Raw genomic sequence first — 20,995 nt, 5'->3', positions numbered from 1 at the left:
CACGACTCGATCTGCTCAACCGTCAGCGACTTCTCACACAGTCACACCAACGAGCCCCAGCCCACACGGTCACACCACATGCGGTTGCAGTACTAGGGGCCCAGCCCCCGGCCCGCCCGTCCCCTCACCCCGCACCCCCTCACCTCGCCCCTCACCTCGACCCTCACCCCACCCCCCGAATCCGCCGTACCAGCAGCGCCCCCAGCAGGCCGATCGCTGCCGCCACGGCGTACAGCGTCCGGTAGCCCCCGAGGTGTACGAGGGGTGCGGCCAGGGCCGGGGCGGCCACCTGGGGCAGGGAATTGGCGATGTTGATCACGCCGAGGTCCTTGCCGCGATGGGCCGCGGCCGGCAGGACGTCCATCATCAGTGCGAGGTCGACGGACGTGAAGACCCCGAATCCGATGCCGAGCAGCGCCGCGGCGCACAGTGCGCCCGGCCAGGTCTGCCAGACGGCGAGCAGCGCGGTGGCCACCGTCATGATCACCCCGGCGCCCAGGACGAACGGCTGCCGTCGCCCGACCCGGTCGGACCAGATCCCGCCGACGACGACCGTGGTCAGCAGCGTCACGCCGTTCACGGCGGTGAGCACCAGCACCCCGCCGTCCGGGTCGGCCCGCCGCAGCACATCGCGCAGGTAGTACAGCAGGTACAGCAGCGCCAGCGCGTTGCCCAGGTTGATCAGGAACCGGGTCAGCCAGGCCCAGCCCAGGTCCGGATGGCGCCGCGGGCTGATCCAGAAGCCGGTGACCAGGGCGCGCCAGGACAGTTCCGGCCGTCGCTCGGCCGGCAGCACCGCGTCCCGGTGCCCCAGCACGTACGGCAGGGTGCCCAGCACCACGAACCCGGCGCAGGCCGGATAGCCGGCCCCCGGCCCGCCCGCGACGGTCGCCAGGCCGGTACCCGCCACCACCCCCAGGATCTGCGCGGCGCCCAGCCAGCCGCCCACCGCTCCCCGCTGCCGGTGCGGCACCCGGTCGGGCACGGCCGCGGTGATCGCCGCGAACGCCGCGTTGAGCGCGAGCTGTACGGCACCCCAGGCCAGCGCCATCGCCAGGACCGTACGGGCTGCCGCCAGTGCTGCCAGCGCGGCGGCGCCTGCGACAACTCCCGCCAGGATCCAGGGAGTTCGCCGCCCGTAGCGGGAGGTCGTACGGTCCGACAGTGCGCCGAAGAGGGGGTTGGCCACCAGGGATACGGCGGCCCCCACGCCGGTCACCCAGGCCAGCACGGATTCCTTGGGCATACCGGCGGCCGGTGCCGCCACCTCCGCCGCCTGCCACGCGAGCAGTATTTGCAACGGCCCGTACCAGCCCGCCCAGATCGCCCCGTTGGCCACCGCCAGGGACGCGGTCCACCCGGGCCCGACCGGCGCGGACGGCTCGGCCAGCGGATCGGGCGCCGCGACCCGGCTCCGCCACCGGCCCGCTCCGGCACGCCGTCCCACCGGACCGCGGCCGCTCGCCTCCGCCGCCCGGCCCGTCCGGCCGCCGCCCGCCCCCGTGGCCCGGCTCACCCGCCCGCCTGCTCCCGGAGCACCTCGCGGAACCAGCGGTACGAGGACTTCGGCGTCCGCGTCAGCGTCGTGTAGTCGACGTGGACGAGCCCGAAGCGCCGCGCGTACCCCTCCGCCCATTCGAAGTTGTCCAGCAAGGACCAGACGAAATACCCCCGGACGTCCACCCCCGCCGTCATGGCGGCGTGCAGGGCCCGCAGATGCCCGTCGAGATAGGCGATCCGGTCCCCGTCCTCGATGCCCTCGTACGAGCAGCCGTTCTCGGTGATCACGATCGGTGGGAGCCGCTTTCCGTACCGTTCGCGGAAACCGACCAGCAATTCGGTCAGTCCCTCCGGAACCACCGCCCATCCGAAATCGGTCCGGGGATATCCCTCGATGTCACGGGGGGCGAAAGGCAGCCCCTCGGGTATGCGGGTTCCGCCGACTTCCGTCGCCTCGCCCCTCGGCCGCCCCACCAGCGACGGCTGGTAGTAATTGATCCCGTACCAGTCCAGCGGCGCGGAGATCACCTTCAGGTCGTCATCGACGTTTCCCGGCAGCAGCTCTGCCACGGCCTCGTCCGGATAGCGGCCCAGCAGAAGGGGATCCGCGAACAGCCGGTTCAGCAGCAGGTCGTAGAAATCGGCCGCCGTACGGTCTTCTTCCGCGTCGGAGGCGGCCCAGGTCGGCCCGTGGGAATTCGCGATCCCGATGGAGCGGGCGCCCCGGGCCCGCAATGCCTGCACCGCCAGGCCGTGCCCCAGCAGCTGGTGATGTGCTGCCGGTAGCGCGCCGAACAGCAATTCCCGCCCCGGTGCGTGCTGCCCCAGCCCGTAGCCCAGCAGCGTCAGTTCCGCCGGCTCATTGAGCGTGATCCACCGCTCCACCCGGTCCCCGAGCCGGGCCGCCACGGTATCCGCATACGCGGCGAACCACTGTGCCGTTTCCCGTACGAGCCAGCCCCCGCCGTCCTCCACGACCTGCGGGGTGTCCCAGTGGAAAAGCGTCGGCACCGGCGCGATTCCGGCCGCCAGCAAGGCGTCGACCAGCCGGTCGTAGAAATCCAGCCCGGCCGTATTCACCGCCCCGCGCCCGTCCGGCACCACTCGCGGCCACGCCACCGAAAACCGGTACGCGCCTACCCCGAGTTCCGCGAGCAGCCGCACGTCCTCCGGATACCGGTGGTAATGATCGGTCGCCACCCGTGCGTCCGACCCGTCCTTGATCCGCCCGCTCTCCGCGGCGAAAACGTCCCAGGTCGAGGTGGCGCGCCCGCCTTCTTCCACCGCGCCTTCGATCTGTGCGGCGGACGTCGACACCCCCCACAGAAAGTCCTTCGGGAAGCGCGGCAGGGGCCTGGGGAACTCCGGCACGGCAGTCATGCCGGGATCTTCGTAACCGGCGGTAACAGTGTCAAGGGGCAGGGCGCGTACGGGAGTTGGCGGGCAGTCGGCGATGCCCCGACGCCACGGCCCCGCCATGCCCCTTGACGGCTTACGCCCCTTCCTTCATCACCTTCGTGATCAAGGTCCGCTGGTCGTCCGTGAGGCGGGGGTCGGAGAGGTACACCGTGCGGCCGTCGACGGTGATCTGGTAGCTGAAGCCGTCGGGGACGCCGACGGGGGGTTCGGTGCGGGCGGTGGCGAGGGCGCGTTCGGCGAGCGACTGCCACTCGCCGGAGTCGTCGCGCCCCGCGGTGTCGATCTCGGCCCGGCGGTCGATGGCCGCGAAGCCGCCGGTGCGGTGAACATGAATGCGCATAACGGGCTCCTCCGACGTCCTGCGACGGACTTCTTCCCCGTTTGGGGGGCCATATGGCCACGGTAGTCGGGGGCGGGGGGTGGGCGCCTGCTGGTCGCCGGCGCCCGTACACCGCCCCCGTTGTATCGGGTAACCGGCACACCCCCGAGGTACGCCGGTCACTTCCCGCCGCGCCGAGAGGCGGCCTTCTCGACTCGCTACGTCGTCACTTCGCCGAGATGCCGACCTGCGACCAGGCCTTGACCACGGCCTCGTGTTCGTCGCCGGTGCCGAAGCGGGCCTGGGCGGCCTTGATCGTGAGCGTGGCGAAGTCGGCGAACGTGGCGGCCTTGGGCAGTTCACCGCCGGTCAGGACGTCGTACCAGACCTGGCCGGCGCGCTCCCACGCCTTGCCGCCGAGCTTGCTGGCGACGAGGTAGAAGGCGTGGTTGGGGATGCCGGAGTTGATGTGGACGCCGCCGTTGTCGTCGGTGGTCCTGACGTAGCCCTCCATCGTGGCCGGCTGCGGGTCCTTGCCCAGGACGTCGTCGTCGTAGGCCGTTCCGGGGGCCTTCATGGAGCGCAGGGCCTTGCCGGTGACGTTGGGGCCGAGCAGGTCGGCGCCGATCAGCCAGTCGGCCTGGTCGGCGGTCTGGCCGAGGGCGTACTGCTTGATCAGGGAGCCGAAGACGTCGGAGACGGACTCGTTGAGGGCGCCGCACTGGCCGTGGTAGTCGAGGTTGGCGGTGTACTGGGTGACGCCGTGGGTCAGCTCGTGGCCGATGACGTCGACGGGGATGGTGAAGTCCTTGAAGAGGTCGCCGTCGCCGTCGCCGAAGACCATCCGCTCGCCGTCCCAGAAGGCGTTGTCGTACTTCTGGCCGTAGTGGACGGTCGCGTCGAGCGCCAGGCCGGCGCCGTCGATGGACTTGCGGTGGTACGTCTTCAGGTAGAAGTCGAAGGTCGCGCCCAGTCCGGCGTGGGCGCGGTTGACCGAGGCGTCCTTGGCGGGGCTGTCGGACTCGGAGTGGACCTTGGTGCCGGGGAGGTTCTCCTGGTGGCGGGCGTCGTAGATGGTGCGGGTCGGCTTGTCGGCGTCGGCGCCGGGCTCCCCGGGGGGCGCCGTGCGGGCGGCCACCACGCAGCGCTCGGTGCGGCGGATGTGGTCGTGCTCCAGGGTGCGGCGGGCCGGCTCGTGCCGGGCCGGGTCGTCCGACCGGGCGAGGTTGTCGAGGATGTGCGGCGGGATGATCGTGCAGAAGACGGGGTGGTCGGGGACGGTCGGACCGGTGGCCTTCGAGGTCCGGTCGTTGCTGGGGTCCGTGTTGAGGTCCATGCACAAACGGTGGCACTGTGTAGTTCGGGTGTCACTGCCTGCGCTGGAGATTCCTGCATATGTGTGGTTCGTCGCATTTAGGGCGTAACGTCCGGCCCGGTCCCGCATACTGATACGCGACCGCCACTCAGGGCGTACCTCGGTTAGGGTGCTGAGCATCATGCGTTACGGGCTGCTTCTCCTTAGCTGCCGCGGCGAGGGCCTGTAGTCGAGGCCGACCCCCTCCCCGCGGAGTCCGGTGTTGCCCACCGTCGGCCGTCGAAAGCCTTCGACAGGAGCCCCGCGCAATGACCTCCAACATCTCCGTCGGTCGCCCCACGCCCATCACCGCCGCGACCGTCACCCAGCGCCCCTCCGGGATGCCGATCCACAAGTACGGCCCGTACGAGGCCGTGGACCTGCCGGACCGGACCTGGCCGGACAACCGGATCACCAAGGCGCCGCGCTGGCTCTCCACCGACCTGCGGGACGGCAACCAGGCGCTGATCGACCCCATGTCGCCGGCCCGCAAGCGCGAGATGTTCGACCTGCTGGTGCGCATGGGCTACAAGGAGATCGAGGTCGGGTTCCCGTCGTCCGGCGAGACCGACTTCCACTTCGTACGGTCGATCATCGAAGAGGGCGCGATCCCCGACGACGTCACGATCTCCGTGCTGACCCAGGCCCGCGAGGACCTGATCGAGCGGACCGTCGAGTCGCTGCGCGGCGCCAAGCGCGCCACCGTCCACCTGTACAACGCGACCGCCCCGACCTTCCGCCGGGTGGTCTTCCGCGGCTCCAAGGACGACATCAAGCAGATCGCGGTGGACGGCACCCGGCTGGTGATGGAGTACGCGGAGAAGATCCTCGGCGACGAGACGGTCTTCGGCTACCAGTACAGCCCCGAGATCTTCACCGACACCGAGCTGGACTTCGCCCTGGAGGTCTGCGAGGCGGTCTGCGACGTCTGGCGTCCCGAGGAGGGCCGCGAGATCATCCTCAACCTGCCCGCCACGGTGGAGCGTTCGACGCCCTCCACGCACGCGGACCGGTTCGAGTGGATGGCCCGCCACCTGACCCGGCGCGAGTACGTGTGCCTGAGCGTCCACCCGCACAACGACCGGGGTACGGCCGTGGCCGCCGCCGAGCTGGCGATCATGGCGGGCGCCGACCGCATCGAGGGCTGCCTGTTCGGGCAGGGCGAGCGCACCGGCAACGTCGACCTGGTGACCCTGGGCATGAACCTCTTCAGCCAGGGCGTCGACCCGCAGATCGACTTCTCGCAGATCGACGAGATCCGCCGGACCAGCGAGTACTGCAACCAGATGGAGGTCCACCCGCGCCACCCCTACGCGGGCGACCTGGTCTACACCGCCTTCTCCGGCTCCCACCAGGACGCCATCAAGAAGGGCTTCGACGCCATGGAGGCCGAGGCGGCCGCCGCCGGCAAGACCGTGGACGACATCGAGTGGGCGGTGCCGTACCTGCCCATCGACCCGAAGGACGTCGGCCGCTCCTACGAGGCCGTCATCCGCGTCAACTCGCAGTCCGGCAAGGGCGGTATCGCCTACGTCCTGAAGAACGACCACAAGCTGGACCTGCCGCGCCGGATGCAGATCGAGTTCTCCCGGATCATCCAGGAGAAGACCGACGCCGAGGGCGGCGAGGTCACGCCGGCCGCCATCTGGTCCGTCTTCCAGGACGAGTACCTGCCCAACCCCGAGAACCCGTGGGGCCGCATCCAGGTCAAGAACGGCCAGACCACGACGGACCGGGACGGCATCGACGCGCTCACCGTCGAGGCGGTCGTCGACGGCCAGGACACCGTGCTGACCGGTTCCGGCAACGGCCCGATCTCCGCCTTCTTCGACGCCCTGCAGGGCATCGGCGTGGACGTACGGCTGCTGGACTACCAGGAGCACACGATGAGCGAGGGCGCCTCCGCGCAGGCCGCCTCGTACATCGAGTGCGCGATCGGCGACAAGGTCCTGTGGGGCATCGGCATCGACGCGAACACCACCCGCGCCTCCCTGAAGGCCGTGGTCTCGGCCGTCAATCGCGCCGGCCGCTGAACCTCCGGGGCCCCGCGGCCCCGGCCCCCGCGATTTCGGCCATATCGGCGGCGCGCCAGTGCTTCTGGCGTGCCGCCGAGCCGTAGTTGTCCGATACGAGGTGCTGACGGCGCATCAATGATGTGGCTAACATCACGTCCAACACGGCGACGGTGGCGTGGGGGTCTCTCCTGGGCCTGGACGGCAACGGGGAGTTACGGAGGCTGACGGAATGCACAAGGTGTGTGTGATGGGAGTGCGCACGTCCTGGCGTACCGTCGCCGACGGCGAGTTCTTCTGTCCGGACTGCGGCGGCGACCGCAACTACCTCCGACGCACCGGCCACCGCCGCCTCACCCTCCTCGGCGTCCCGCTCCTCTCCCGTGGCCACACCGGCCCGGTGCTGGAGTGCTCCGCCTGCCACGGCCGCTTCGGCCTGGACGCCCTCGACCACCCCACCACCGTCCGCTTCTCCGCGATGCTGCGGGACGCCGTCCACACCGTCACGCTCGCGCTGCTGGCCGCCGGCGGCACCTCGTCCCGCGCGGTCCGGGAGACCGCCGTGGACGCCGTCCGGGCGGCCGGCTTCCCGGACTGTTCCGAGGACCAGCTGCTGACCCTCCTCGCCGCCCTCGCCGCCGACACCGGGCGGCTCACCGGCACCTACGACGCGGTGACCGGCGGGCACTGCGGCCACGCCGGCCTCGACCCGTGCGGCACCGCGCTGGCCATAGAGCTGCACGAGGCCCTGGAGCCGCTCGCCCCGCATCTCGCGCCGGCCGGGCGGGAGACGCTGCTCCTCCAGGGCGCCCGGATCGCCCTCGCGGACGGCGCCTACACGCCCGCGGAGCGCGAGGTGCTCAGCACGGTCGGCGGTGCGCTGACCCTTGGCCCGGCGGACACCGAGCGGCTGCTCGCCGCGGCGGCGCGCACGCCCTCGTAGGGCCGGGCCCTCCTGCCGCTCCTAGCGGGAGCCCTTCGCGGTGATCTTGATCGCGTAGGACCTCGGTGCCGAGACGCCGCACGCGCCGTGGTCGTCGCAGAAGGTGGCGAGGGCGGTGAGTGTGGCGCGCCCGCCCGGGCGGGCGCCTGTCTTGAGCTTCAGGCGCATGGGCTTGCTCAGGTACTCGCCCGGCATGAGGTCGGCGTAGCGGAGGAACCGCCCCTTGTGCAGGTCGACGGTGTGCCAGGTGCCGCCCGCCGCGTTGTCGAAGAACTGGACGGTGACCGGCGCGGTGCCGGTGAGCGAGAGGGTGACGGCCGGCAGCGTGCCGTCCGTGGTGTTGCGGACGAGATCGGCGAAGCCGTGCCAGCCGGAGCCGACGGCCACCGTGCGGGGGAGGTCCAGGAGTTCGGTGCTGACCCCCGGCGTTCCGGTCGCGGCGGCGGCCGGGGTGGTCAGCAGGGCGGCGGGGGCAAGCAGGGCCGTGGCGAGGACGGCCATCAGGGCGCGGCGGAGCTTCATCGGGAAAGTCCCTCTCGGTCCGGAGGCGGTTGCCGTTACCGACCGGTGAGGGGGCAGGAAGGTTGCGGCCCCCGTCGCCGCCGGGGCGGTGACGGGGGCCGGACCCGCTGGGCGCCAGGGGCGGTTACGCGCCCGCCGGAGCCGGAGCCGACGTCGGGGCCTCGGCCGGCGTCAGGCGCACCGGAAGCCCCCGCAGGCCGCCCGAGATGAAGCCGCCCGCGGGCTGCAACTCCTCGGCCGTTACGGCCAGTTGGAGGTCCGGGAAGCGGGTGAAGAGCGCCGGGAGGGCGATCCGGGCCTCCATGCGGGCCAGCGGGGCACCGAGGCAGTGGTGCACGCCGTGGCCGAAGGCCAGGTGCTCCTGGACGCCGCGCCGGACGTCGAACGTGTCCGCCCCGGGGCCGTGGAACTCCGGGTCGCGGCCGGCGCCGGCGTACCCGGGGAGGATCGCGTCGCCCTTGCGGATGGTGATCCCGTCCGGCAGCTCGATGTCCGCCACCGCGAAGCGCAGCGGCAGGCTCGCGATGCTGGGGGCCCAGCGCAGCGTCTCCTCGATCACGTCGCTCCACGGCACCTGGCCCGACAGCACCAGCTCGCGTTGGTCGGGATGGGTGAGCAGGGCCGTCACCGCGTTGCCGATGAGGTCGACGGTGGTCTCGTGACCGGCGCCGATGACCAGCAGCAGGGTGTCCAGGAGCTCCTGCTCGGTCATCCGCTCGCCGTCGTCGTCCCGTGCGGAGACCAGCAGGCTGGTGAGGTCGTCCGCCGGTGCCTCGCGCTTGGCGGTGACCAGACCGGTCAGCAGGGCGTGCACGGACGCGGCGGTGGCGCCGGCCTGTTCCGGTGTGGCGGTGGTGTCCATGATCGCCTCGACCAGCCGGGCCAGTTCGGCGCGCGGTTCGCCCTCCGGGAAGCCGAAGAGCTCGCAGATGACCTGCATGGGGAGCGGGTGGGTGAACACCTCGCGCAGGTCCACGACCGAGCCGGCCGGGCGGCCGGCGAGATCGTCCAGTAAGGCCTGGGTGATCCGCTCGACGCGCGGCAGCATGGCGTCCGTACGGCGGGCCGTGAACGCCGGCGCGATCAGCTTGCGCAGCCTGCGGTGGTCCGGGCCGTACGCGGTGAACATGTTGGTGACGCCGATCCACGACTGCAGCCAGCTGTTGCGGATCTCCTCGCGCTGCCAGGCCGGCCAGTGCTCCCGGGGGTTCTTGGAGACCCGGTCGTCGGTCAGCAGCGACTTGAGCAGGGCGTGGCCGGTGACCGCCCACGCCTCGATGCCGCCGGGCAGCTCGATCCGGGCCGCCGGGCCTATCGCGCGGAGGCGGGCTGCCTCCCCGTGGATGTCGCTTCCGACCGGGTCGATGACGTAGGGCTGCTGTCCCTGTTGTGCCATGGAGTGGCTCCTGCCTGGTCGGGGGTGATGGGGGAGAAGCGGGCCGGCAGTGCGACCAGGGCCCGGTGGAAGGCGCCGTGCCGCCACTCCAACTCGCTGGTGGGAACGGCGAGTTCGATGTCGGACAGCCATGCGGTGAGCCGCTCGATCGCGGTGGTGGCGATCAGCAGTGCGTGCCGCTTCACGGGGCAGGCGTGCGGTCCGGCCGCCCAGGCCAGGTGCGAACCGCCGCCCGAGCCCGGCACGTCCAGCGAGGTGGTGTCGAACTGGCTGTTGGCGGCCGCGTACGACACCATCACCAGCTGCCCCCGGCGCACCCAGGTGCCGTGGAAGAAGACGTCCCGGACCGGGAAGTGGGCGGAGTAATTGGTCAGCGGCGGGTCGTTCCACAGCACCTCGTTGATGGCGTCCTGCGCGGTCAGGGCGCCACCGGTGAGGGTGTTGTAGTAGCGGTCGTCGGAGAGCATCCGGGACAGCGAGTTGCCGATGAGGTTGGCGAGCGGTTCGTTGCCCGCGCCCATCACCAGGATGATGTTGTGGATGATCTCCTCGTCGGTCAGCCCGTTGGGGTGGTCCATGAACCACGAGGTCAGGTCCGCGCCGCGCTGCGCCTTCTTCGAGCCGACCAGCTCCATGATGTACGCGGTGTACGCCTCGTTGGCGGCCGCCGCCTCCTCGGGCGAGGTCCCCTCGATCATCCCGGCGAGGGCCTCGATGAGCCGCTCGCTGTAGGAGTCGGGCAGCCCGAAGAGGTTGTTGAACATCAGCAGCGGGATCAGCCGCGCGTAGTCGGCGATCAGATCGACCTCACCGCGGGCGCCGAACCGCTGGATCAGGGTGTCCGCGGCGTGGTGCACGCGGGCCCGCAGCTCGTGCGGTTCCACCAGCTTGAAGCTGTCGACGATGACGTCCCGGTAGCGGACGTGCGCCGGCCCGTCGCTGTAGAAGACGTTCGGCCGCCAGCCCAGCATCGGCAGGATCGGCGAGTCCGGCGGGATGGTCTGCATCCACTCCCGGGAGTCCTTCGACCAGGTCGCGTCGTCGTGCAGCAGGTCGAGCGCCGCGCGGTAGTCGGTGACCAGCATCGCGGTGACGTCGGGTGCGATCTCGACCGGCGCCAGCGCGCCGTACTGCCGCAGCCGGCCGTAGACGCAGCCCGGGTCGGCGGCGAACTCCGGGCCGTAGAGCTTCACCGGCTCGTGCGCGTCGGGCCGGGCCTGCGGGTACCCCATGGCCTGCTGCGGCGGGGCCGCGGAGTGGGCCGGACAGCCCGGTGGCGGCGTGGCGCCCTGCTGCGGCAGATTCCCCGGGCTCTCGGCTTCGTTCGAGCGGGGGAGACCCCATTCTTCCGGCTGGTGCGGGGAAGTCACGGGTTCGGGTTCTCCTCGGGAGTGTGGGCCAGAACGTGGCCGACGAGCGCGATCAGCGCATCGACGGACTGGTCGCGGTCGCGGGCGTCGCACAGCACCAGCGGTGTCTCGGGGTGCAGGTCGAGCGCCTCGCGGAGCTTCTCGACGGAGTACTGGGGCGCGTCGGGGAAGGTGTTGACCGCGACCGCGTAGCGCAGGCCGGCCTCCTCGACGATGTCCATCACCTCGAAGGAGTCCGCCAGCCGGCGGGTGTCCGCGAGGACCAGGGCGCCCAGCGCACCGCGGGCGATGTCCTGCCACAGGGGCCGAAAGCGCTTCTGCCCGGGCGTGCCGAACAGGTAGAGCACCAGGTCCCCGGGCAGCGTCAGCCGCCCGAAGTCGATCGCGACGGTGGTGGTGGTCTTCTCCCGTACGCCGGCGAGATCGTCGACGATCGCGCCGGACTGGGTCATGACCTCTTCGGTGTGCAGCGGCGGGGTCTCCGACAGCGCCCGGATGAGCGTCGTCTTGCCGACCCCGAACGGACCCGCGACCAGCAGCTTGACCAGGGTCTGGTTCTCGCCGGAGAGGTACATGTTGCCGGTGCCGGTACCCGTACCGGTCGCGCTGCTAGGACTTGAGAGAGCGGAGTCCATCGAGAACCCTCTCCAGAATCTGCCGGTCGAATTGCTCGGCTTCGGGGATGGGGACACGGGCGTGCAGTCGCCCGGCATCGACAAGGTCGGCCACCAGCACCTTCACCACGCTGACGGGGAGGTGAAGGTGGGCGGCGACCTCGGCCAGAGACAGCGCCCCGGGCTGCAGCAGCTCCAGGATGCGGTGCTCTTCCGGGCGTACCTCACTGGTGATCGGCATCCCCACGCTGTGCAGCAGGGTGAGCCGGTCCAACGTGTTGCGGCTGGGGCGGGCGCGTCCGCCGGTGGCCAGGTAGGCCGGGACGAGGCGCCTGCCGCTGCTCTGGCGGGGCGTCATGCCGGGTTACCGAGGTCCCGGGCCGGGCTGTTCATCACCTTGTTGCCCAGCGTCGTCACCTGGATCTGCATGTGGTGTGCGACGACTCCCATGTTCACCTCCGGGTCGGCGAAGACGGCCAGGCAGGTGTTCTCGCCGGCCGGTATCGCGAAGACGAAGCCCTCGTCGGACTCGATGACGGTCTGCCGCAGCCGGGTGTCGTCCTTCTCGGCGAACGCGGCGGTGACGGCGCGCGCGGCGCCCTGCAGTGCGGACATCATCGCGGCGACTCCCTCGCCGGCCTCCCGGGTGAGGCCCGGCGAGGCACCCTCGATGAAGCCGTCACCGGAGATCACGGCTGCGTGGATAACATGCGGCAACTCCAAGAGCGGCGCCAGCACCCAGGACTTGTCCTCGGCGACACGGCGGCGGGTGGGGTTGTTCATGACTGGGCGTTCCCTTCGGGACTGCGAGGGGGTTCTGACTGGGCGGCTGCCCGGCCGGATTCGGTGCCCCGCTGGAGGGCGGCCCAGCGGGATCCGGTCTCCTCCGGGGAGCGCGGGGGAATCGGTTCGGTGCGCGGGGCCTGTTCGGCCTCCGAAGCGGGCTTGCGGCGGCGCCGGCGCGGCAGTTCGCCCTCGGTGGCCGGCGCGTCGTACGAGGCGTGCACGGCGGGCGCGGCGGGCGCGGCGGGCGCCGCGGGGGCGGTGGGCGCGGCTGGGGCGGGAGCCGGCTGACCGGCCGAGGACGGTGCCGAGGAGGGCGTCGCCCCGGTCGGCAGGGCGGAGGAGGATCGTTCCGTCATCCCGGAACGGTGCGGCAGCGGAGCCATCACGGACATGGGCTGGGTGCTCTCGTCGAGGACGGTGAGGAGGGGGTCACCCGGGATGTACACCACGGCCCGCACACCGCCGTACGGCGACGGCTCGACGTGCACGCCGAAGCCGTACTGGCGCACCAGCTGCCCGGCCGCCGCGAAACCGGACCGGGGCGGGTCGCCGAGCTGGGTCAGCAGCAGATCGCCGTCGCCCGCCAGCAGCTCCATCGCGGCCTTGATCTCGTCGTCGTGCATGCCGACGCCGTAGTCGTCGATGATCACCGAGGCGCCGCGGTTGCCCTGCTGGAGGGTGATGGTGACCGGCAGCTCCCGGTGCGAGTGGTGCAGCGCGTTGGCCAGCAGCTCGGTGACGGTGATCGCGATCGGCTCGACGGCCCGCGCGACGACGGCGACCGGGTCGCGCAGCTGGTTGCTGATCTGGACGCGCTCGTAGCCGCGCAGCCGGGACATGGCACCCACGACCAGCTCGGCCAGGTACGAGTCCTCGCGGGTCAGGCCCGGCCAGGCGCCGCAGACGACGCCGGTGGCCTGCACGCGCCGCAGCGCCTGCTCGTTGAGGAAGTCCGCGTTCAGCAGGTCCTGCGCGACGTCCGGGTCGTCGTAGCGGTGCTGCATCTCGTGCAGGGCCGTCTGGATCCGGTAGAGCAGCGCCTGGATGGTCGTGGTCGCCCCGCGGAGCGCCGCCTGCGCGGCCGCGTCGACCCGCGTGCGCTCCTTGGTGATGGCCTCGCCGACCTGCTCCAGTACGGCGTTCAGGGCCTCATCGGTCTCCGACCCGGCGAACCGGGCGTCGAGCAGACCGCGCACCGGTACGTGCGGATGGGCCAGTGCCATCGTCAGGTCCGGGAGCCGGGTACCGGCCAGGTGCCGGATCTCGGCCTCGGTGGCGCGCAGCCGGGCCGACAACTCCGTATTGCTGTGGAGCGTGGCGCTGTTCTGTTCCTCAGCGGCGGTCAGGCGCGCTCTCAGGGCCTTGCGTTGTCCGCTGGCCCGGACCGAGAACGCCGCCAGGACCACGGCGGCGGCCGTACCTGCGCTGAGGCACCACAACAGCGCCTCCGGTATGGATGTCATCGAGATCCTCATGTGGGGTACTGACTTCGTCGGCCGGCCACCACGGCTACGAACGTGTTGCCGAGCATCACGGGATGCTACCGGGCAGTTGACGTGCCGTGAGGGCCGATCCCAAGGGGCGACTGAGAAGTGCGGAAGGTCGCATTCCCCCCGCGATGACCGGACCATAACGTGATGTGGCCCCGTCATCCAGGCGAGATGGCGGGGCCGTGTGTGCCTGCTGTAGGCACTTGGTGAAGGCCGGTCAGGCGGACCGGAACTGCGCGTTCTTGACGGCGTCGACGAAAGCGGACCAGGCGGGCGCCTGGAAGGCGATTGCCGGTCCGTGAGGGTTCTTGCTGTCACGGACGGGGACGAGGCCGGGGAGGTCGTCGGAGACCTCGATGCAGCTACCGCCGTTGGTGTCGCTGTAGCTGCTCTTACGCCAGGTGGCGGCGCCGGGGAAGTCGTGGGCGACCTCGACGCATTCGCCGCCCTTGTCGTCGCTGTAGCTGCTCTTGCGCCAGCGAGCGTCACTCAGGTCGTACTCGTGCATCGTCTGTAGTCCTCCACCGCCGACTCGATCAGGGCTAGGGACGCCTCCGGCGACAGTGCGACGGCCCTCGCCAGATCGTAGCTCTCCCGCACGTGCCTCACTACGGCCGGATCGTCCAGCAGATTCCCCGAATACACGCCTTCTGTATAGGCGGTTGGAGGGGCGTCCTCGAACTCCATGAGCGTCACCATCTTGCCGATGACGGAAAACGCGCCAGCCTGGAACGGGAGGACCTGCACCAGAATCTTGCGCTCGCGAACGAGCCGGGCAATGTGCTCCAGCTGCTCAGCCATGACGGCGGGACCGCCCACCGGTACCCGCAGTACCGCCTCGTGCAGAACAGCCCAATATGCGGGACGAGCATTGTCCTTGAGAATGTCAGCCCGGTCGAGTCGGGCGCGGACTCTGTCCTCGATGTAGTCGTCTGCCGCCAGTGGGTTGCCCGCGAGCATCAGCGCCCGCGCGTACGCCGCCGTCTGTAGCAGGCCGGGAACGATCATCGACTCGAAGTCGTAGATCTTCGTCGCCAGTCTCTCCAGCTCCGCCGTGGCCGCGAAGTAATCCGGATACCGCTTGTCGTCGATCAGCTTGCGCCAGGTCCGCTCGAAAAAGCCGTCGGTTTGTAGAACCTCGTCGATCCGGATCGCCACATCCGGCTGTGGCTTACGGATCGCCTGCTCGAACTGGCCGATGTAGCCGCCGGAGACGAAAACCCGCCGCCCCAGTTCGCCCTGCGTTAAGCCGGCGAGCTCCCGGCGGTGCTTGAGCTCCGCGCCCCAGTGTTCCCATGCCGCCATTCGTGAGCCATTGGCCATGGCTAACTCCCTGTGTCTGCACGGCAGTTGTAGTGCCGATATGGCGTCGATCTCCTTGCTCAGCGTAGTTCCGCAGCGTCACGCTCTGCATGCAATCAGTGAAACCCCCTCACGGAAGGTACGGACGACGATGCAGCAGTTCCAGGAAGTGGAGACGGTGACGAAGGAATTGCGGGAGGCCCTCGCCCGCGCCGGGGTCGTCCTGCCCTCCCTGCGCCCCGACCCCGTCTCGATCGCGCATCGCTATATGCCGCCGCTCGTCGAATTGGGGCGGTGCTCGATGGAGGTCGCCCGGCAGCTGACGGATGCGCTGGCGGAGCCCTCGCGGGGCAAGCGGCCCACAGGCCCGGCGAGCGGCTGAGGGGCACCCGGCCCGGGGGAGTGGCGCCCATGCGCGAGAATGGGCGCCATGAGTCTGTTCCGCGACGACGGCATCGTGCTGCGCACCCAGAAGCTGGGTGAGGCGGACCGGATCATCACGCTGCTCACCCGGGGACATGGGCGGGTGCGGGCCGTGGCCCGGGGCGTGCGGCGGACGAAGTCGAAGTTCGGGGCGCGGCTGGAGCCGTTCTCGCATGTGGACGTGCAGTTCTACGCGCGGGGGAGCGAGCTCGTCGGGCGCGGGCTGCCACTGTGCACGCAGAGCGAGACGATCGCCGCGTACGGTGGCGGCATCGTCACGGACTACGCCCGCTACACCGCCGGTACGGCCATGCTGGAGACCGCCGAGCGGTTCACCGACCACGAGGGCGAGCCGGCGGTGCAGCAGTATCTGCTGCTGGTCGGCGGGCTGCGGACGCTCGCGCGCGGGGAGCACGCGCCGCACCTCGTGCTCGATGCGTTCCTGCTGCGCTCGCTGGCCGTGAACGGTTACGCGCCGAGTTTCGACAGCTGCGCGCGGTGCGGGATGCCGGGGCCCAACAGGTTCTTCTCGGTCGCGTCCGGTGGCGTCATATGCGGTGACTGCCGGGTGCCCGGGAGCGTCGTACCCTCCTCAGAGGCCATTGGGCTCCTCAGCGCGCTGCTGACCGGCGACTGGGAGACCGCGGACGCCTGCGAGGCCCGTCACGCCCGGGAGGGCAGCGGCCTGGTCACGGCGTATCTGCACTGGCATCTGGAGCGGGGCCTGCGCTCCCTCCGGTACGTAGAGCAATAGCAGCGAAGCAGAAGCACACCCTGATACATAGGAGACGTGGGCCGCATGGCACGACGCGGGATTCTGGGCCGTAATCGACGCGAGTACGTCACGCCCGAGCCGCACCCTTCCGGCGCGCGGCCGCCGAAGATCCCCGGCGAGCTCGTCCCGAACCATGTGGCCGTGGTCATGGACGGCAACGGCCGGTGGGCGAAGGAGCGGGGCCTCCCGCGCACCGAGGGTCACAAGGTCGGCGAGGGCGTCGTGCTGGACGTCCTCAAGGGCTGCATCGAAATGGGCGTGAAGAACCTCTCGCTCTACGCCTTTTCCACCGAGAACTGGAAGCGGTCGCCGGACGAGGTGAAGTTCCTGATGAACTTCAACCGCGATGTCATCCGGCGGCGGCGTGACGAAATGGATGCGCTCGGTATTCGCATCCGGTGGGTCGGGCGGATGCCGAAGCTGTGGAAGTCCGTGGTGCAGGAGCTCCAGATCGCCCAGGAGCAGACCAAGAACAATGACGCGATGACGCTGTATTTCTGCGTGAATTACGGCGGTCGGGCGGAGATCGCGGACGCCGCGGCGGCGATCGCCCGGGACGTACGGGCCGGGAAGCTGGACCCGTCGAAGGTCAACGAGAAGACCGTCGCGAAGTACATGTACTACCCGGACATGCCGGACGTGGATCTCTTCGTGCGGCCGTCCGGTGAGCAGCGCACCTCGAACTACCTGATCTGGCAGAGCGCGTACGCCGAGATGGTCTTCCAGGACATCCTGTGGCCGGACTTCGACCGGCGGAACCTGTGGGCCGCGTGCCTGGAGTACGCCAAGCGGGACCGGCGGTTCGGTGCCGCGCCGGTGGCGGAGGGCGAGTCCGCGACCTGACGGCCCAAGGACGGGCGGCCCGGCTTCCTGTGCTCCAGGAAGCCGGGCCGTTCTCTCTTGTGTGCCCACGAGGGGGAGAAGCCCCCTGCCGGGCCCCTAGAGGCCGTTGCGGCGGTAGGGCACGTACGGCTGGCCGATCGACCTCTCGTGCGCCGCGTCGCCCGAGTAGTACGGGTACGGGATGACGTGCGAGACGGTGCCCTGGGAGCCGTTGTCCTCCAGGGCGATGTACTTGGTGTGGGCCTCGTCGGCCCAGCCGCCGAAGAGGACGGTGTGATCGCCGGCGATCAAGGCGTCGCCCGGCTGCAGGTCGTCCTTGGTGATCGCGTGGGCGGTGTTGCCGCCCATCAGGCCGTAGGTGTTCAGCCCTGGAGGTTCGAGGCCCCAGGCGGCGGAGACGAAGCCCGAGCAGTCGTCGCGGTAGCCGTTGGTGGTGGCCGACTGGCTGTAGCCGATGCGGTGGTTCACACGCTCCAGGGCCCGGTCGATGATGTCCTTGCGCTCCTTGGGCAGCCCGGAGGTGTCGGGGGCGTCCTGCACGCCGGCGCCGGTGGTGGTGTGGTGCTTGCCCGGCGACCAGGCGTCCCAGTCGCCCTTCGTCTCCCACTTGCCGTCGCCGTGGCCCTGGGACGGAGCCGGACCGCCGGTGCCGCCACCACCGCCACCGCCGCCGTGCCCGCCGCCGCTGGCGCCGCCACCGCCACCGCCACCACCGCCGCCTCCGGAGCCGGATCCGGCGCCGTGCGAGCCGGTCTGCGGCGACTTGGGCGTGTCGTGGTGCTTGCCGTCCTTGATCTTCTTGAGGTCTTCCTCGATCTTCTTTTCGTTGGCCTCGTACTCGGCCTTGACCTGCTTGATCTTGTCGGCGTCCGCCGCGAGCCCGTCGAGCAGCTGGGACTTGGCCGCGGCGAGGCGCCGGCTCACCTCGGCGATCTCCTCCACGTCGGCCTGCACCTGGTAGGCGATGCCGAAGCCGGGAAGGGACGCGAGCGGCGCGGTCGCGAGGTCGATGCTCGCCGCGGCGGCCATGGTGTCCTTGACCTCGCACAGCCGCCGGTGCAGCTCCAGCATCTTCTCGGCGGCCGAGCGCCAGTCCTTCTCGATGGTGTTGAGCTCCGCCATCTCGACACCGAACGTGTCGCCTGCCATCCGTACAACCCCCGTGTTGTCGTGGCTCGTCAGTAGACCTGGGACAGCCGGGTGACGGCCTGGCCCAGCGTGGTGAGATCGTCGGAGATCTGGTTCATCTCCTTGACGCGGCCGTGCGCGACGGCGACGAAGGCGTCGGACGCCGGGCCGTGCCAGGTCAGCTTTCCGAGCGCGGTATTGACCTCCTTGGTCAATCCGTCCAGCTCCTTGCTGAGCTTGGCCAGCTCGGCCGCGATCTTCTGCAGGTCCGCGTCGCCGCCGCCGAACATCTGGGTCAGCACCCAGTGCGCGATCTCGGCGGGCGCCATCATGACGTCCTTGCCGACCTCGACCACGTCGCCGACGAGCTGCTTGCCGTCTTCCCAGAGATCCCCGAGACCCATTACTACCCCCCCCGTGTGGGCGCGAGCACCGCGCCGATAGCCCACCGAGGCTACCACCAGCGTGTACCTGTCACCCATGCGCAAGGTCACCGGACATACGAAGGGCCGCCCCCGATCAACTCGGCGGCGGCCCCGGCGTACTTGCTGGTCCTGCGGCTACTTCTCCTCGGCGGTCCGCTCCGCGCACTCGCCGCAGGTACCGAAGATCTCGATCGTGTGCGCCACGTCCCGGAAGCCGTGTTCGGCGGCGATCTGGTCGGCCCACTTCTCCACCGCGGGACCCTCGACCTCGACGGCCTTGCCGCAGCTACGGCAGACGAGGTGGTGGTGATGGTCGTCGGTGCTGCACCGGCGGTAGACCGCCTCGCCCTCACTGGTGCGCAGCACGTCGACCTCGCCGGCGTCGGCGAGCGACTGCAGCGTCCGGTAGACGGTGGTCAGCCCGACCGAGTCGCCCCGGTGCTTGAGCATGTCGTGCAGCTCCTGGGCACTGCGGAACTCGTCCACCTCGTCGAGTGCGGCGGACACCGCGGTCCGCTGCCGCGTCGACCGGCCGCGTACCGGAGATCCCGCGCTCGTCGCCACCGTTGCCTCCCTTAGGACGTCAGGTCTTCCCCCTGCGCATGCGTCCCGCCATTGTGCCAGGTGATGACCCGCGCCCTGGGGGGACGCTTACCCGGGTGCGGCTATCCGGCCACGCTCACATCGTCCGGGGCGGTGCGACCGGCGGGTACCTCCAGGGTGCACCCCGCACCGGGCTGTGCGGCGGCCCTGGCGCGCTTTTTCGCGAGCGGCGTGGCGAGCGCGGTCAGCACGATGAACAGGCCGATGGCGAAGAGCACGATCGTGGCACCGGACGGGACGTCCACGTAGTACGAGGTGGTGGTGCCCGTAAGGGTGACCGCGACACCGATCGCGACGGCCACCGAGAAGGTGACCGCGAAGCTGCGGCTGATCTGCTGGGCGGCCGCGACCGGGATCACCATCAGGGCGCTGACCAGCAGCAGGCCGACCACCCGCATGGCGACGGTGACGGTGACCGCGGCGGTGACCGCGATCAGCAGGTTCAGCAGCCGGACCGGCAGACCGGTCACCCGCGCGAACTCCTCGTCCTGGCAGACCGCGAACAGCTGGCGGCGCAGCCCGACGGTGATCGCCAGGACCAGCGCGGCGAGCACGTAGATCGTCGTCATGTCCTGCGGCGAGACCGTCGTGATCGAGCCGAAGAGGTAGGTGCCGAGGTTGGCGTTGGAGCCGGCGTCGGAGAGGTTCATCAGCATCACGCCGCCCGCCATACCGCCGTAGAACAGCATGGCCAGCGCGAGGTCGCCGCGGGTCTTGCCGTACCAGCGGATCAGTTCCATGACGACCGAGCCGGCGACGGCGACGGCGGTGGCGACCCAGACCGGGCTCTGGTTGAGCAGGAAGCCGAGTCCGACGCCGGTGAGCGCGACATGGCCGATTCCGTCGCCCATCAGGGCCTGGCGGCGCTGGACGAGGTAGATGCCGATGGCGGGTGCGGTGACGCCGACTATCAGGGCGGCGATCAGGGCCCGCTGCATGAAGGCGTAGGTCAGGATGTCCATCAGGTGAGCAACCCCGTCCGGATCGGTTCCGCGGCCGCGTCGGCGTGCGGGTGGACATGGTCGTGGCCGGGGAGGGCGTGCTGGCCCACGGCCTCGGGGGGCGGGCCGTCGTGGACGACGCAGCCGTCGCGCAGCACCACCGCGCGGTCGATCAGCGGCTCCAGCGGGCCGAGCTCGTGCAGCACGAGCAGGACGGTGGTGCCGCGGGCGACCTGCTCGCGCAGGGCGGCGGCGAGCACTTCCTGGCTGGCGAGGTCGACGCCGGCCATCGGCTCGTCCATGATCAGCAGTTCCGGTTCGCCGGCCAGCGCCCGGGCTATCAGCACCCGCTGGTGCTGACCGCCGGAGAGCGCGTTGACCGAGTCCTTGGCGCGGTCGGCCATGCCGACCAGCTCCAGCGCGTGGTGGACCGCGGCCCGGTCGGCCTTGCGCAGCACGCCCAGCTTCGTACGGGCCAGCCGGCCGGCCGTGACGACCTCACGGACGGTGGCGGGCACCCCGCCGGCCGCCGTGGTGCGCTGCGGGACGTATCCGATGCGGGCCCAGTTCCTGAAGCGGCGGAACTCCGTGCCGAACAGCGACAGCGAGCCGCCGCTGAGCGGGACCTGGCCGATCACCGACCGGACGGCGGTGGACTTGCCGGAGCCGTTCGCGCCGAGCAGCGCGACGACCTCGCCGGAGCGCACCGTCAGGTCGACGCCGCGCAGCACGGGGCGGGCGCCCAGCGATGCGGTGGCGCCGCGCAGGTCGATGACCGGCTCGGGGAGCGGTTCTTTCACGGTGACCTCCGTGGGGTGCGGGGCTGGCTG

23 protein-coding genes are annotated in these 20,995 nt (G+C 70.6%); 5 read left to right on the top strand and 18 right to left on the bottom strand.

Annotation, left to right across the window (positions count from 1 at the left end; translation table 11 throughout):
- Positions 1 to 163 precede the first annotated feature (163 nt).
- The 4 genes from IG62_RS0127050 to IG62_RS0127035 all read right to left on the bottom strand — a co-directional run bounded on the left by IG62_RS0127050 (position 164) and on the right by IG62_RS0127035 (position 4,574).
- Positions 164 to 1,390 carry an MFS transporter gene (locus tag IG62_RS0127050; RefSeq protein WP_030808567.1) on the bottom strand — a complete coding sequence of 409 codons (1,227 nt, stop codon included), beginning with the start codon at positions 1,388 to 1,390 and terminating at the stop codon, positions 164 to 166.
- Between the two features lie 122 nt (positions 1,391 to 1,512).
- Positions 1,513 to 2,880 carry a GH1 family beta-glucosidase gene (locus IG62_RS0127045; RefSeq protein WP_030808566.1) on the bottom strand — a complete coding sequence of 456 codons (1,368 nt, stop codon included), beginning with the start codon at positions 2,878 to 2,880 and terminating at the stop codon, positions 1,513 to 1,515.
- 112 nt (positions 2,881 to 2,992) lie between these two features.
- Complete coding sequence (locus IG62_RS0127040) at positions 2,993 to 3,259, bottom strand: protealysin inhibitor emfourin (RefSeq protein WP_030808563.1); 267 nt, start codon at positions 3,257 to 3,259, stop codon at positions 2,993 to 2,995.
- Between the two features lie 205 nt (positions 3,260 to 3,464).
- A complete protein-coding gene (locus IG62_RS0127035) occupies positions 3,465 to 4,574 on the bottom strand; it encodes a M4 family metallopeptidase (protein WP_030808560.1) in 1,110 nt (369 codons plus the stop codon).
- Positions 4,575 to 4,861: 287 nt separating this feature from the next.
- On the opposite strand from IG62_RS0127035, the gene leuA reads away from it, so the two are divergent.
- Both leuA and IG62_RS0127020 read left to right on the top strand, forming a co-directional pair.
- On the top strand, positions 4,862 to 6,625 hold the full coding sequence (gene leuA, locus IG62_RS0127030) for a 2-isopropylmalate synthase (protein WP_030808557.1): 1,764 nt from the start codon (positions 4,862 to 4,864) through the stop codon (positions 6,623 to 6,625).
- Between the two features lie 211 nt (positions 6,626 to 6,836).
- On the top strand, positions 6,837 to 7,547 hold the full coding sequence (locus IG62_RS0127020; protein WP_030808556.1) for a TerB family tellurite resistance protein: 711 nt from the start codon (positions 6,837 to 6,839) through the stop codon (positions 7,545 to 7,547).
- A gap of 21 nt (positions 7,548 to 7,568) precedes the next feature.
- Here IG62_RS0127020 and IG62_RS0127015 read toward each other — a convergent pair whose 3' ends face one another.
- From IG62_RS0127015 to IG62_RS0126975, 9 genes are all read right to left on the bottom strand, one after another.
- Positions 7,569 to 8,069, bottom strand: a complete 501-nt coding sequence (locus IG62_RS0127015; RefSeq protein ID WP_030808553.1) for a hypothetical protein — start codon at positions 8,067 to 8,069, stop codon at positions 7,569 to 7,571.
- A gap of 124 nt (positions 8,070 to 8,193) precedes the next feature.
- A complete protein-coding gene (locus IG62_RS0127010; protein WP_030808550.1) occupies positions 8,194 to 9,465 on the bottom strand; it encodes a cytochrome P450 family protein in 1,272 nt (423 codons plus the stop codon).
- Positions 9,381 to 10,835, bottom strand: a complete 1,455-nt coding sequence (locus IG62_RS0127005; protein WP_420711111.1) for a cytochrome P450 — start codon at positions 10,833 to 10,835, stop codon at positions 9,381 to 9,383. The genes IG62_RS0127010 and IG62_RS0127005 overlap by 85 nt, the downstream gene beginning before the upstream one ends.
- On the bottom strand, positions 10,832 to 11,410 hold the full coding sequence (locus tag IG62_RS0127000; protein ID WP_078872263.1) for a GTP-binding protein: 579 nt from the start codon (positions 11,408 to 11,410) through the stop codon (positions 10,832 to 10,834). Before IG62_RS0127000 ends, IG62_RS0127005 begins: the two co-directional genes overlap by 4 nt.
- 34 nt (positions 11,411 to 11,444) lie before the next feature.
- Complete coding sequence (locus IG62_RS0126995) at positions 11,445 to 11,807, bottom strand: DUF742 domain-containing protein (protein ID WP_030413708.1); 363 nt, start codon at positions 11,805 to 11,807, stop codon at positions 11,445 to 11,447.
- Positions 11,804 to 12,232: a roadblock/LC7 domain-containing protein gene (locus IG62_RS0126990; RefSeq protein ID WP_030808538.1), complete on the bottom strand. Its 429-nt coding sequence runs from the start codon at positions 12,230 to 12,232 to the stop codon at positions 11,804 to 11,806. Before IG62_RS0126990 ends, IG62_RS0126995 begins: the two co-directional genes overlap by 4 nt.
- The gene (locus tag IG62_RS0126985) at positions 12,229 to 13,698 is read right to left on the bottom strand and encodes an ATP-binding protein (protein ID WP_030808535.1); all 1,470 of its coding nucleotides are present in this window, start codon (positions 13,696 to 13,698) and stop codon (positions 12,229 to 12,231) included. The genes IG62_RS0126990 and IG62_RS0126985 overlap by 4 nt, the downstream gene beginning before the upstream one ends.
- Positions 13,699 to 13,942: 244 nt before the next feature.
- Entirely contained in the window at positions 13,943 to 14,233 is a 291-nt protein-coding gene (locus tag IG62_RS0126980) for a DUF397 domain-containing protein (RefSeq protein WP_030808533.1), read from the bottom strand.
- Positions 14,215 to 15,048 carry a helix-turn-helix domain-containing protein gene (locus IG62_RS0126975; RefSeq protein WP_030808530.1) on the bottom strand — a complete coding sequence of 278 codons (834 nt, stop codon included), beginning with the start codon at positions 15,046 to 15,048 and terminating at the stop codon, positions 14,215 to 14,217. The genes IG62_RS0126980 and IG62_RS0126975 overlap by 19 nt, the downstream gene beginning before the upstream one ends.
- Before the next feature lie 130 nt (positions 15,049 to 15,178).
- Here IG62_RS0126975 and IG62_RS0126970 point away from each other — a divergent pair, with 130 nt between their 5' ends.
- The 3 genes from IG62_RS0126970 to IG62_RS0126960 are packed head-to-tail and all read left to right on the top strand — an operon-like array spanning position 15,179 to position 17,068.
- A complete protein-coding gene (locus tag IG62_RS0126970; protein ID WP_037839411.1) occupies positions 15,179 to 15,409 on the top strand; it encodes a hypothetical protein in 231 nt (76 codons plus the stop codon).
- Positions 15,410 to 15,457: 48 nt separating this feature from the next.
- Complete coding sequence (gene recO, locus IG62_RS0126965; RefSeq protein WP_030808524.1) at positions 15,458 to 16,204, top strand: DNA repair protein RecO; 747 nt, start codon at positions 15,458 to 15,460, stop codon at positions 16,202 to 16,204.
- A 45-nt stretch (positions 16,205 to 16,249) separates the two neighbouring features.
- Complete coding sequence (locus IG62_RS0126960; protein WP_030808521.1) at positions 16,250 to 17,068, top strand: isoprenyl transferase; 819 nt, start codon at positions 16,250 to 16,252, stop codon at positions 17,066 to 17,068.
- Positions 17,069 to 17,164: 96 nt separating this feature from the next.
- Here the strand turns inward: IG62_RS0126960 and IG62_RS47970 are convergent, their stop codons facing one another.
- From IG62_RS47970 to IG62_RS0126935, 5 genes are all read right to left on the bottom strand, one after another.
- Positions 17,165 to 18,217: a hypothetical protein gene (locus tag IG62_RS47970; protein WP_051798651.1), complete on the bottom strand. Its 1,053-nt coding sequence runs from the start codon at positions 18,215 to 18,217 to the stop codon at positions 17,165 to 17,167.
- A gap of 29 nt (positions 18,218 to 18,246) precedes the next feature.
- Positions 18,247 to 18,600: a WXG100 family type VII secretion target gene (locus IG62_RS0126950; RefSeq protein WP_030808518.1), complete on the bottom strand. Its 354-nt coding sequence runs from the start codon at positions 18,598 to 18,600 to the stop codon at positions 18,247 to 18,249.
- A gap of 156 nt (positions 18,601 to 18,756) precedes the next feature.
- Entirely contained in the window at positions 18,757 to 19,185 is a 429-nt protein-coding gene (locus tag IG62_RS0126945; protein ID WP_030413701.1) for a Fur family transcriptional regulator, read from the bottom strand.
- A 101-nt stretch (positions 19,186 to 19,286) separates the two neighbouring features.
- Positions 19,287 to 20,186: a metal ABC transporter permease gene (locus tag IG62_RS0126940; RefSeq protein ID WP_030808515.1), complete on the bottom strand. Its 900-nt coding sequence runs from the start codon at positions 20,184 to 20,186 to the stop codon at positions 19,287 to 19,289.
- A complete protein-coding gene (locus IG62_RS0126935; RefSeq protein ID WP_030808511.1) occupies positions 20,186 to 20,965 on the bottom strand; it encodes a metal ABC transporter ATP-binding protein in 780 nt (259 codons plus the stop codon). The genes IG62_RS0126940 and IG62_RS0126935 overlap by 1 nt, the downstream gene beginning before the upstream one ends.
- Positions 20,966 to 20,995: the final 30 nt, after the last annotated feature.

This window comes from Streptomyces sp. NRRL S-337, from assembly GCF_000720175.1.
Taxonomy (GTDB): Bacteria; Actinomycetota; Actinomycetes; order Streptomycetales; family Streptomycetaceae; genus Streptomyces; species Streptomyces siderophoricus.
Note: the sequence above shows the minus strand (reverse complement) of the source record. Positions and strands in the feature narration are given on the sequence as shown.

What these genes read in the sequence shown, in the direction of transcription:
- IG62_RS0127045 (WP_030808566.1), bottom strand. Translation starts at nt 2,880, where the DNA reads ATGACTGCCGTGCCGGAGTTCCCCAGGCCCCTGCCGCGCTTCCCGAAG.
- IG62_RS0127040 (WP_030808563.1), bottom strand. Translation starts at nt 3,259, where the DNA reads ATGCGCATTCATGTTCACCGCACCGGCGGCTTCGCGGCCATCGACCGC.
- IG62_RS0127035 (WP_030808560.1), bottom strand. Translation starts at nt 4,574, where the DNA reads ATGGACCTCAACACGGACCCCAGCAACGACCGGACCTCGAAGGCCACC.
- leuA (WP_030808557.1), top strand. Translation starts at nt 4,862, where the DNA reads ATGACCTCCAACATCTCCGTCGGTCGCCCCACGCCCATCACCGCCGCG.
- IG62_RS0127020 (WP_030808556.1), top strand. Translation starts at nt 6,837, where the DNA reads ATGCACAAGGTGTGTGTGATGGGAGTGCGCACGTCCTGGCGTACCGTC.
- IG62_RS0127015 (WP_030808553.1), bottom strand. Translation starts at nt 8,069, where the DNA reads ATGAAGCTCCGCCGCGCCCTGATGGCCGTCCTCGCCACGGCCCTGCTT.
- IG62_RS0127010 (WP_030808550.1), bottom strand. Translation starts at nt 9,465, where the DNA reads ATGGCACAACAGGGACAGCAGCCCTACGTCATCGACCCGGTCGGAAGC.
- IG62_RS0127000 (WP_078872263.1), bottom strand. Translation starts at nt 11,410, where the DNA reads ATGTACCTCTCCGGCGAGAACCAGACCCTGGTCAAGCTGCTGGTCGCG.
- IG62_RS0126995 (WP_030413708.1), bottom strand. Translation starts at nt 11,807, where the DNA reads ATGACGCCCCGCCAGAGCAGCGGCAGGCGCCTCGTCCCGGCCTACCTG.
- IG62_RS0126990 (WP_030808538.1), bottom strand. Translation starts at nt 12,232, where the DNA reads ATGAACAACCCCACCCGCCGCCGTGTCGCCGAGGACAAGTCCTGGGTG.
- IG62_RS0126985 (WP_030808535.1), bottom strand. Translation starts at nt 13,698, where the DNA reads ATGACATCCATACCGGAGGCGCTGTTGTGGTGCCTCAGCGCAGGTACG.
- IG62_RS0126980 (WP_030808533.1), bottom strand. Translation starts at nt 14,233, where the DNA reads ATGCACGAGTACGACCTGAGTGACGCTCGCTGGCGCAAGAGCAGCTAC.
- IG62_RS0126975 (WP_030808530.1), bottom strand. Translation starts at nt 15,048, where the DNA reads ATGGCCAATGGCTCACGAATGGCGGCATGGGAACACTGGGGCGCGGAG.
- IG62_RS0126970 (WP_037839411.1), top strand. Translation starts at nt 15,179, where the DNA reads ATGCAGCAGTTCCAGGAAGTGGAGACGGTGACGAAGGAATTGCGGGAG.
- recO (WP_030808524.1), top strand. Translation starts at nt 15,458, where the DNA reads ATGAGTCTGTTCCGCGACGACGGCATCGTGCTGCGCACCCAGAAGCTG.
- IG62_RS0126960 (WP_030808521.1), top strand. Translation starts at nt 16,250, where the DNA reads ATGGCACGACGCGGGATTCTGGGCCGTAATCGACGCGAGTACGTCACG.
- IG62_RS47970 (WP_051798651.1), bottom strand. Translation starts at nt 18,217, where the DNA reads ATGGCAGGCGACACGTTCGGTGTCGAGATGGCGGAGCTCAACACCATC.
- IG62_RS0126950 (WP_030808518.1), bottom strand. Translation starts at nt 18,600, where the DNA reads ATGGGTCTCGGGGATCTCTGGGAAGACGGCAAGCAGCTCGTCGGCGAC.
- IG62_RS0126940 (WP_030808515.1), bottom strand. Translation starts at nt 20,186, where the DNA reads ATGGACATCCTGACCTACGCCTTCATGCAGCGGGCCCTGATCGCCGCC.